Source organism: Pseudorhodobacter sp. (genome assembly GCF_030452865.1).
GTDB lineage: Bacteria > Pseudomonadota > Alphaproteobacteria > Rhodobacterales > Rhodobacteraceae > Pseudorhodobacter.
In genome coordinates, this window is record NZ_JAKDLJ010000105.1 from 1 (window position 1) to 9,876 (window position 9,876).

A 9,876-nucleotide genomic window follows, 5' to 3' on the forward strand; every position below is an offset into this window, starting at 1 on the left:
CTGCGTGGGATTTGAAACCGGAGGCGCGGGCAGGCTTGCCCTCGCCCGGTTTGCTCCCGTGCGACTTGAACCCGGCGGAACGTGGCTTGTCTGCCGCATCGGCTTTCCAACGCGGTTTGCGCTCCCCCCCCGCTTCGGGGCTGGCGCCGCGGGGGGCATAGGGCTTTGCACCATCGGTACGCTTGGCATAGGGTTTTGCGGTCTCGGCTGCGGCTTCGGGCTTTTTGCCATAGGGTTCAGCTTTTCTCGCGTAAGGCTCGGCCTTTTTCGCGTAGGGTTTGCGCGGTGCGGCATCGCGCTTTTCCCACGGTTTGCCGTCGCCTTCTTCGCGCTTCACCCAAGGCTTCTTGTCCCCGTCGCCCTTCTTTGCAGCAGGCTTTTTCTCGAAAGGCTTCCCTTCGGCGGCAGCCCGCCTGGCTTTCGGCTTTTCGCCATCCGAGAACCCTTGCGGCGCGCCGGTGTCGGAGTTCCATGCCGCTTCCGCCTTCGGAGTCTCACGTTTGGTATAGGGCTTGCGCTCCGGCATCGGCGCGTCATCTTCGACAAATCGGGACGGTTTCGGTTTATAAGCGGGTTTTTCGCGCGGCGGGCGGGCCGGGCGTTCTGGGCGATCCAGCACCGGCTCCCCGTCCATACGACGCATCTCTACGCCTTCTTCGAGCGCAACCCCAGCGCCGAACTTGTCCGCAACCGCCTTGCCGATTTGAACATAGGTCAGATCATGCTGCACCCGGATAGCACCGATACCGTCTTTGGTAATGCCGCCCGCCTCACAGATTTTCGGCAACAACCAACGCGCTTCGGCCCGCCCGGTATGGCCCACTGAAATCGTATACCAGACCGAGGCGCCGAATTCCCCGCGCGGTTTCGGCTCTGGCCGCTCCCCCGGTTTGATCGCATCGGCCAGCACTTCGGGCGAGGACCGGCCTTGACGCCACAATGTCACAAAAGCTTGCGCCACCTGCTCTGCGCCAAAACGGTCCAGCACAAGCTGCGCAATCTCCAACCCTTCGCCGTCATTCGGGCCAAGTGCTGGATGTTCCAGAATACGCTGATCGTCGCGCTCCTGCACTTCTTCGGCGGAAGGGGCCGCACCCCATTCGGCAACAACTTTCGCGCCTTGCAACAAACGCTCCGCCTTGCGGAACTCGCTCGGCACCACGATCAGCGCGGAAACACCTTTGGCACCGGCGCGCCCGGTCCGCCCCGAACGGTGCAACAACACCTCGGAATTGCTGGGCAAATCGGCGTGAATCACCAGATCCAACCCCGGAAGGTCAATGCCACGCGCCGCGACATCGGTGGCAATACAAACATTCGCCCGCCCGTTGCGCAGTGCCGACAGCGCATTGGTCCGCTCCGCCTGCGACAACTCGCCGGATAAAGCCACAACCTTGAAACCCCGGTTGCCCATCCGTGCCAAAAGCGTGTTCACATTGGCCCGCGTTTTGCAGAACACAAGGGCTGCCTGCGATTCGTAGAACCGCAGCAGGTTGAAAATCGCATTTTCGCGGTCGCGCATCTGCACCGACAACGCACGATATTCGATATCGACATGTTGCTTCGCCTCACCCGCAGTCTGGATACGCAGCGCGTCGTTTTGGAAATCTTTCGCCAGTGCCGCAATCGCCTTCGGCACCGTGGCCGAAAACATCAGGGTGCGGCGATCTTCGGGGGCTTGTGACAGGATATATTCCAGATCGTCGCGGAACCCGAGGTCGAGCATTTCATCGGCCTCATCCAGCACCGCCGCCCGCAACCCGGTCAGGTCAAGCGATTTGCGGTCGATATGGTCGCGCAAACGGCCCGGCGTGCCGACAACTATATGCGCGCCCCGGTCCAAGCTGCGCTTTTCGGTGCGGTAATCCATGCCGCCGACACAGGTGGCAATTTTGGCCCCGGCTTCGCCGTAAAGCCAATCGAGTTCCCGCGCGACCTGCAAGGCGAGTTCCCGCGTCGGCGCGATAATCAAAGCCATCGGCACATCGGCAAACAGAAACCGATCCGCCCCTGCCAGCAGGTCTGGCGCAATCGCGATGCCAAAAGCAACTGTCTTGCCAGAGCCGGTCTGCGCCGACACCAAAAGGTCGCGCCCTTCTACTTCATCCGTCAGCATCGCCTGCTGCACCGGCGTCAGCGTGGCATAACCCTTGGCTTCCAGCGCCGCAGCCAGCGGCGCGGCGATTTTCGTATGATCCATCTTTTTCTGCCTGATCAGGGGGCAACTGTGGCCCGTTTCACGGCCACTCACCCCTGACTGGACCGGGCCTCCTCGCCCGCCAGCACCGGAATTCTCTGGGCCAAGCGCGCCTGATAACGGCAATCAGGCCCGGAGTCCATGAAAACCTTGGGTTACGTCGCGCGCCTCAAATCGCGGTTTTGCGGCTTTCGTCCAGATAGATTTCCCGCAGTCGCTTCGCAACCGCTCCTGGTTTTCCGGTGCCAATTGCTGCACCGTCAATTTCCACAACCGGCGTTACAAAGCCGGAGGCTGAGGTATAGAACGCCTCATCCGCCGCTTTCGCCTCAGCGATGGTGAACGGGCGTTCCTCCACTTCCATCTGTGCCTCGGCGGCAAAACGCAACACGGCAGCGCGGGTAATCCCATGCAGGATGTCATGCGACAGGTTGCGCGTAATGATGCGACCACCCTTGACGATATAGGCGTTGTTCGATGTGCCCTCGGTCACATGACCATCCTCGACCAGCCAGGCATCATCCGCACCCGCCTTTTTCGCCATCATCTTGCCAAGTGACGGGTATAAAAGCTGCACCGTCTTGATATCTCGCCGTCCCCAGCGAAGATCGTCAATCGAGATCACCTTGATCCCGGTTTTCGCCGCTGGCGCATCGGCCATTCCCGGCTTTGATTGGGTGAACAGCACCAAAGTCGGTTTGACCGACGCATCCGGAAACGCGAAGTCGCGGTCGCCGGGATTGCCGCGCGTGACTTGCAGATAGATCATACCATCGGTCAGATCATTGCGCGTCACCAGTTCGCGGTGGATTGCCAGCAGTTCATCATCGCTGCAGGGGCGCTGCATCTCCAGTTCATTCAGGCTGCGCGCAAGCCGCGCCTGATGCCCGGCGAAATCCAGCAGTTTGCCATCCAGAACCGAAGTCACCTCATACACAGCGTCCGCCATCAGGAAACCACGGTCGAATATGGAAACCGTGGCCTCGGCTTCGGGCAGGTATTGGCCGTTGACATAGACGATGCGCGACATGGTTCATCCCCATTGGTTGGCGGTGGGTCGGGCGGATGCCATCAGCGGCACACCCGAGCGGATACTAGCGGTCTTCGGGCAAATTCATCGGGCCGTCAAGGCTGGTATCGAGAATGCTCGTCTGCAAGAGGCGCTGACACAGTGACGCTGCATCGCCGCAATTCATGCTGCATCGCAAAAAATCCGGTTGCAGGCCGCAGCGCAACATTCTACCCATAGCATCAATCCATACGAAATTTCCTTACGCAGAGGTCCAGCATGAGCTTTCGCATCCAACCCGCCCCACCTGCGCGCCCGAACCGTTGCCAATTGTTCGGCCCCGGTTCGCGCCCTGCAATTTTTGAAAAGATGGCGGCGTCTGCGGCGGATGTGATCAACCTTGATCTGGAGGATTCGGTCGCCCCCAGTGACAAGGACAGCGCCCGCGCCAATATCATCAAGGCGATTGGGGAGGTCGATTGGGGCAAGAAAACCCTTTCGGTCCGGATCAACGGGCTAGACAGCCCCTATTGGTATCGCGATGTCGTTGATCTGTTGGAACAAGCCAGCGAGCGGCTGGATATGATCATGATCCCCAAGGTTGGCTGCGCCGCCGACATTTACGCAGTGGATGCGCTGGTCACTGCAATTGAGCGTGCCAAGGGGCGCAAGAAACCCATCGCGTTCGAGGTGATTATCGAAAGCGCCGCTGGCATAGCCCATGTCGAGGAAATTGCCGCTTCCTCCCCCCGCTTGCAAGCGATGAGCCTTGGCGCGGCGGATTTCGCGGCCTCGATGGGGATGCAGACCACGGGGATCGGCGGCACGCAGGAAAACTATTACATGCTGCAAGCCGGCCAGAAACACTGGTCCGACCCCTGGCATTGGGCGCAGGCGGCGATTGTCGCGGCCTGCCGAACGCATGGGATATTGCCCGTCGACGGTCCATTCGGCGACTTCTCGGATGACGAGGGTTTTCGCGCACAGGCCCGCCGTTCTGCCGTGTTGGGCATGGTTGGCAAATGGGCGATCCATCCCAAGCAGATCGCGCTGTCGAATGAGGTTTTCACCCCGTCCGAGGCAGCAGTGACCGAAGCGCGCGAGATCCTTGCCGCGATGGAGGATGCCAAGGCGCGGGGTGAAGGCGCGACAGTCTATAAGGGGCGTCTGGTCGATATCGCCTCGATCAAACAGGCAGAAGTGATCGTGCGTCAGGCGGAAATGATCACTGGTTAGCGCGCGCCGCCGGGTCGGCTCAGGATAAAAGCGGCTGCCGCTGCCATGCAAACCGCCTGCGCAACGAAAGCAGGCGTTGGCAGCGGCAACAGGTAGCCCGCAACCAGCGACACCGCCATCATCGCAACCGCGAGCAGCTTGATACGCGGGGCAATGGCACCATATTTCTGCCAATCCAGAATGATCGGCCCAAAGATGCGATGTTCGACCAAGCGCCGATGCAGTGTTGGTGAACTTCGCGCGAAAGCATAGGCTGCTAGGATGACAAAGGGTGCAGTCGGCATCACCGGCAGCAGAATACCGATGAACCCCAGCAGCAGCGAAACCCCACCGACAGCGAACCAGATCAAACGCAAAAGCGACGATTTGTGCATAGCCTGCGCCGGGACTTCCTTCGGGTTCGTGCGCGGCACAGCGTTCTACACCTGCGGCTTGGGTTTGCTGTCACCAACGCCAAACATTCGCTTTTTCTGACCTTTCGCGATCAGGAAAGCCGCATCAGACCGCGAAATCAGCGTGTAGAACATCGGCACCACGAACAAGGTGAACATGGTCCCGATGGTCAGGCCGGTAAAGATCACCATCCCCATCGCCTGACGCGCCGCCGCGCCTGCCCCTTCGGCCAGGATCAGCGGCACCACGGCAAGCACCATGGCGGCGGTTGTCATCAGGATCGGGCGCAGACGGGTCTTCGCGGCGGCTACAATCGCCTCGCGGCGGCTAAGGTTATGTTCTTCCCTTTGCTGGTTGGCAAATTCCACCATCAGAATCCCGTGTTTGGTTATCAAACCAATCAGAGTGATCAGACCCACTTGCGAATATATGTTCAGCGTGCCAAGCCCAAGGTTCAGCGGCAAGATCGCGCCAAAGATCGACAGCGGCACCGACATCAGGATGATGAAGGGGTCGCGGAAACTTTCAAACTGCGCCGCAAGCACCAGGTAAATCACCACAATCGCCGCCGCGAAGGCAAAGGCAATCGTATTGCCTTGCGCGACCTCCAGCCGGGATTGCCCGGAATAGTCGATGAAAAAACCTTCGGGCAACACTTCGCGCGCGATGCTTTCAAGCTGTGCCAAACCGTCACCTGTGGAGGTGCCGATCGACGGCAGTGCCGTCAGGGTTGCGGCGTTCAACTGATCGAATTGTTCGATCGAGGCCGCACTTGCCCCGGTTTTCACCGACACGACCGAGGACAAAGGCACCATTTCCCCGGTTGAGGCGCGCACAAAGAACTGCCCCAACTTCTCCGGATTGTTGCGCCATTCTTTTGGCACTTGCGTGATGATATCATAGCTGTTGCTGTCCAGATCAAACTGCGCCACCGCATTGCCGCCGACCAGAAGGCTCAGGGTATTGCCAATCTCCGACACCGGCACATTCAGACTGGCCGCGCGTTCTCGGTCGATGGTGACCGATACCTGCGGGGCGTCAAAGCTCAGCGAGTTCTGCACGACGATGAAGCGGCCGGATGCCATGGCTTTCTTGCGGATTTCTTCGGCAATCTCCACCACCCGTTCGGGCGCATAGATCGACTGGATCACCAGCGACACCGGCAAGCCGCCACCAGCACCCGGTAAGGTAGGGGGCGCAAAGACGAAACCCTGCAAACCGGTGCTTTTGCCCAGACGGGCTTGAATCTCACCCTGAACTTCTTTCTGGCTGCGGGTCCGGTCCGACCAGTCTTTCAAGGCCCAGATATAGATGCCGGTATTGTTCGCGCCGCCGAAACCTGCGATGGAAAAGCCGAGATCGACTTCTGGAATGTCTGCCGTCGATTTGTCCACCGCGTCGATATACAGCGAGGTGTAATCGGTGGTCGCGTAGCGCGGGCCATTGAGGAAGGCGAACAATGCGCCTTGGTCCTCCTCCGGTGCCAGTTCCGTCGTAGTGTTCTGGAACATGAACAGGGTGACACCGAGCAACGCCAGCACCATCAGAATGGTGACGGGCCGATAATCGAGCGACGACGACACCCGCCGTTCATACCAGTTCGCCAGCCGGTCGGCGGTGCGGTCGACCACGCGCTGAAACCGCCCTGGCTCGCCGTCGGTCAGCAACCGCGCGGCCATCGTGGGCGTGATGGTCAACGCCACTACACCGGAAATCACCACAGCACCCGCAAGCGCCAGCGCAAATTCGGCAAAGAGCGCGCCGGTAAGCCCGCCGGTAAATGCAAGCGGCGCCAATACGGCGGCGAGCGTGATCGTCATCGCGACCACCGCGCCGCTGATCTCCTTCATCCCGACGATGGAGGCCCGCGCCGGACTTAGCCCCTCTTCGATATGACGGTGGATGTTTTCAACCACCACAATCGCATCATCCACCACCAGCCCGATTGCCAGAACCATCGCCAGAAGTGTCAGAAGATTGATCGAATAACCCAGCGCCAGAAGCACCGTACAAACCCCGATCAGCGACAGCGGAATCGTCACGATGGGCATCAGGACAGACCGGAAGGAGCCGAGGAACAGGATGATCACGACAACCACAATCGAGACCGCTTCCGCGATCGTCTTGAATACCTCGTAGATTGAGGCGCTGATTGTCTCTGTCGAATCGTAAACCAGTTTCAACGTCATGCCTTCCGGCAAGCTGGCATTGAGCGCGGGAAGTTCCGTGAGGACCGCTTGCGCCGTGGTCAACGGGTTCGCGGCGGGTGTGGCGGTGATGCCGATGAAAGTGCCTGTTTTGCCATCAAAGGTCACGATCTCTTGCTGGTCTTTGGACGCAAGTTCCACCTTGGCGACATCGCGCAGACGCACAACCCCGGTCTTGCCACTGGAGACAGGCAGTGCGCCGAACGCCTCGGCGCTTTGCAGGGTCGAGGCGAGGCTGATGGAGTAGGAAACATACTCGTTTTCAGTCTTGCCCGGCGCGGACAGAAAGTTGGAGGCGCGGATTGCCCCCAGAACCTCACTCGCCGTCACGCCACGCGCCGCCAACCTTTGCGGATCAATCCAGACCCGCATGGCATAGTTTGCCGCGCCGATGATCTGCATTTCCGCGACGCCCTCAATCGTCGAGACGCGCGGTTGCACCACGCGTTCCAGATATTCGGTCAGTTGTTCCTGCGTCATGTTCGGGTTTTGCGCCGCAAGATACATCAGCGCAAAGGTTTGCCCGGTGCCTTTGGTAATCACCGGATCCTCGGCGGCACCGGGCAATTTCCCGCGCACCTGCTGCACCTTGGACAGCACCTCGGTCAAGGCCGCGTCTGAATTCGCGCCCAGCTTCATCTGCACCGAAACCACCGAGGCAGACGGTCGTGACTGGCTGGTCACATAGTCGATATTTTCGGTGGTGGAGACCGCTGAGGCGATGGGCGCGGTGATGAAGCCCTGAATCAGTTCAGGCGCGGCACCGGGATAGATCGTGGTGATCGTGACCACGGTTTCCTCCACCTCCGGATACTGACGCAGCGGCAGGTTGAAAATGGATTGCAGGCCCAACAGAATGATCAGTGCCGCAAGGACCGAAGCCAACACGGGGCGGCGGATAAAGATCTCCGAGAAATGCATATCGGTTCCCTATTCCTCCGCCGCTGCCGTGGGCGAAACGCTGTTGTCGATAACAACCGCAGCACCCCCGGTCAGACGGTTCTGCCCGGCGTTGACCACCTCATCCCCCGCCTTGATCCCGTCGCGCACTTCCATCATGCCGCCAGACCGTCGGCCAATCTTGACGAAGACCTGCGCGACCGTCAGCGCGTCCTCTTCACCCTTGCGCACCACAAAGACCGAATCGCCATAAAGGCTGGAAGTGACAGCCGTTTGCGGCAAGACAAGCACGCCATCTTCGGGCGGCAAGGCCACGCTGATTCGCAAAAACTGGCCGGGGAAAAGTTTACCCTCCGGGTTCTCGATCAGGGCGCGCAGGGTCACAAGACGCGAAACCGGATCGACGCGCGGCTCAATCGCGATGATCTTGCCTGAAAAGCTCAAATCCCCTGCCTCGGTTTTCGCCGTCACCGGCGTATCTATCGCAACCGGCCCCATCTGTTGTTCCGACAAAGTAAAGTCGACCTGCATTTCATCAAGATTCTGCAAGGTGGCATAGATGGTGCCGGGCGTCACATATTGCCCGGTCTCAATCTGCGAGATGCCGATGACACCGGCAAACGGTGCCTGCATTTCTTTCTGGTCCAGAATTGCGGTCAGTTTCGCAACCTGCGCCCGCGCGCTTTTTTCCTGCACTTCGGCGGTGTCGACAGTGTTGGTCGTGCTGATGCCGCGTTCCTGCAAGGTCTTGTTGCGGGTCAATTGCGTGATAGCCAGATCGAGTGATGCCTTGGCCGCGCCCAGATCCGCGCGTTCGATTCGGTCGTCGATTTGCACAAGGCGTTGATCCTTTGTCACCTTGTCATTGGATTTGAAATAAATCTGTTGCACCAACCCGGCGGCTTCCACTGCCAGATCCACGCCATGGGCAGACAGCGCGGTGCCAATCGCATCAATCCCGGACTTCCACACAATCGGCTTGGCGGTCACAACCGAAACGGCAACCGCAGGCGGCTTCATAGTCGCGAAATACTGCGCGATCATCTTGGCACGGAACTGATTGAAAAAGACGATGCCACCCACGATCAGGCCCAAAAGAACAATTGCGATGAAAAGGCGTTTGAACATATGCAATTCCCGGATCAAAGATTTGGCGGCGCGTCTGACATGACCTTGCAGAACGCTGGCCCATCAGCAGTCCTATGCCACAGCAACAAAGTCAATTCCAGCGCAGGCGCGCATTGACGTTGCGGCCGGGCTTCAGAACGGCCTCGCCCGCTCAATCGGACACTGACTTTCAGTCATTGTAAAATATGGCTGCGGAATTCACGCCTCAATCGGCGTGTTCGCGCCAAGACTGCCTTGGTCGCTCACGACGATATCGGCCTTCCGCCAGATCACTTCGACGATTGCACCACAGCGGGCGGGCCGTTCGGCGCTGGTCAGGAACGGATCGGTGCCGTTGGCAAAGGACAGTTCCGCGCCGGAACGTTCAAGCAAGGTTTTCGCGATGAACAGTCCAAGGCCCATACCCTCATATCCCGGGCGCGGATGTGAGGGGCGAATGCCGCCGCGACGGCTGACAAACGGGTCACCGATCCGGCCAAGAATATGCGTGGGGTAACCGTCGCCATCATCCACCACACGCAGCAAAAGCTGATCTTCATCCCATTCCGCGTCAACCCAAACCGTCGTCTTGGCAAAATCGACGGCGTTCTGGATCAGGTTTCGCAAGCCATGGATCACTTCGGGTTTGCGCAGAATAACCGGCTGTGCGCTGTCTGCACCCCGCGCCTCGCGCAGATCAAAGATCACCTCCTTGCCGCGGCCCAGATGCGGTTCGGCCGCCTCACGCAGCACGGCCCCCAAAGGCGCGCGCTGCAAATGCAGATCGCTTTTGCCCGCCCGCCCCATGGAGCGCAGGATATCGCGGC

8 protein-coding genes are annotated in these 9,876 nt (G+C 59.7%); 2 read left to right on the forward strand and 6 right to left on the reverse strand.

The window, feature by feature from the left end; genetic code table 11:
- Both L0H65_RS08310 and L0H65_RS08315 read right to left on the reverse strand, forming a co-directional pair.
- The coding region (locus L0H65_RS08310; RefSeq protein ID WP_301458411.1) for a DEAD/DEAH box helicase at positions 1-2,200 on the reverse strand (2,200 nt) is incomplete at its 3' end.
- A gap of 166 nt (positions 2,201-2,366) precedes the next feature.
- A complete protein-coding gene (locus L0H65_RS08315; RefSeq protein ID WP_301458412.1) occupies positions 2,367-3,227 on the reverse strand; it encodes a D-amino-acid transaminase in 861 nt (286 codons plus the stop codon).
- On the opposite strand from L0H65_RS08315, the gene L0H65_RS08320 reads away from it, so the two are divergent.
- Entirely contained in the window at positions 3,226-3,372 is a 147-nt protein-coding gene (locus L0H65_RS08320; RefSeq protein WP_301458413.1) for a hypothetical protein, read from the forward strand. The two genes, L0H65_RS08315 and L0H65_RS08320, sit on opposite strands and share 2 nt — an antisense overlap.
- 113 nt (positions 3,373-3,485) lie before the next feature.
- Positions 3,486-4,442 (forward strand): L-malyl-CoA/beta-methylmalyl-CoA lyase, encoded by a 957-nt coding sequence (locus tag L0H65_RS08325; RefSeq protein ID WP_301458414.1) that lies wholly within the window; start codon positions 3,486-3,488, stop codon positions 4,440-4,442.
- Here the strand turns inward: L0H65_RS08325 and L0H65_RS08330 are convergent.
- The 4 genes from L0H65_RS08330 to L0H65_RS08345 all read right to left on the reverse strand — a co-directional run.
- The gene (locus L0H65_RS08330; RefSeq protein ID WP_301458415.1) at positions 4,439-4,816 is read right to left on the reverse strand and encodes a YbaN family protein; all 378 of its coding nucleotides are present in this window, start codon (positions 4,814-4,816) and stop codon (positions 4,439-4,441) included. The genes L0H65_RS08325 and L0H65_RS08330 overlap by 4 nt on opposite strands.
- A 45-nt stretch (positions 4,817-4,861) precedes the next feature.
- Positions 4,862-7,963: an efflux RND transporter permease subunit gene (locus L0H65_RS08335; protein WP_301458416.1), complete on the reverse strand. Its 3,102-nt coding sequence runs from the start codon at positions 7,961-7,963 to the stop codon at positions 4,862-4,864.
- Between the two features lie 9 nt (positions 7,964-7,972).
- Positions 7,973-9,070 carry an efflux RND transporter periplasmic adaptor subunit gene (locus tag L0H65_RS08340; RefSeq protein WP_301458417.1) on the reverse strand — a complete coding sequence of 366 codons (1,098 nt, stop codon included), beginning with the start codon at positions 9,068-9,070 and terminating at the stop codon, positions 7,973-7,975.
- A 198-nt stretch (positions 9,071-9,268) separates the two neighbouring features.
- A partial coding sequence (locus L0H65_RS08345) for an ATP-binding protein (RefSeq protein ID WP_301458418.1) occupies positions 9,269-9,876 on the reverse strand: 608 nt, incomplete at its 5' end.

Coding starts and splice junctions, on each gene's coding strand:
- L0H65_RS08330 (WP_301458415.1), bottom strand. CDS start 4,816: ATGCACAAATCGTCGCTTTTGCGTTTGATCTGGTTCGCTGTCGGTGGG.
- L0H65_RS08320 (WP_301458413.1), top strand. CDS start 3,226: ATGGTTCATCCCCATTGGTTGGCGGTGGGTCGGGCGGATGCCATCAGC.
- L0H65_RS08340 (WP_301458417.1), bottom strand. CDS start 9,070: ATGTTCAAACGCCTTTTCATCGCAATTGTTCTTTTGGGCCTGATCGTG.
- L0H65_RS08325 (WP_301458414.1), top strand. CDS start 3,486: ATGAGCTTTCGCATCCAACCCGCCCCACCTGCGCGCCCGAACCGTTGC.
- L0H65_RS08335 (WP_301458416.1), bottom strand. CDS start 7,963: ATGCATTTCTCGGAGATCTTTATCCGCCGCCCCGTGTTGGCTTCGGTC.
- L0H65_RS08315 (WP_301458412.1), bottom strand. CDS start 3,227: ATGTCGCGCATCGTCTATGTCAACGGCCAATACCTGCCCGAAGCCGAG.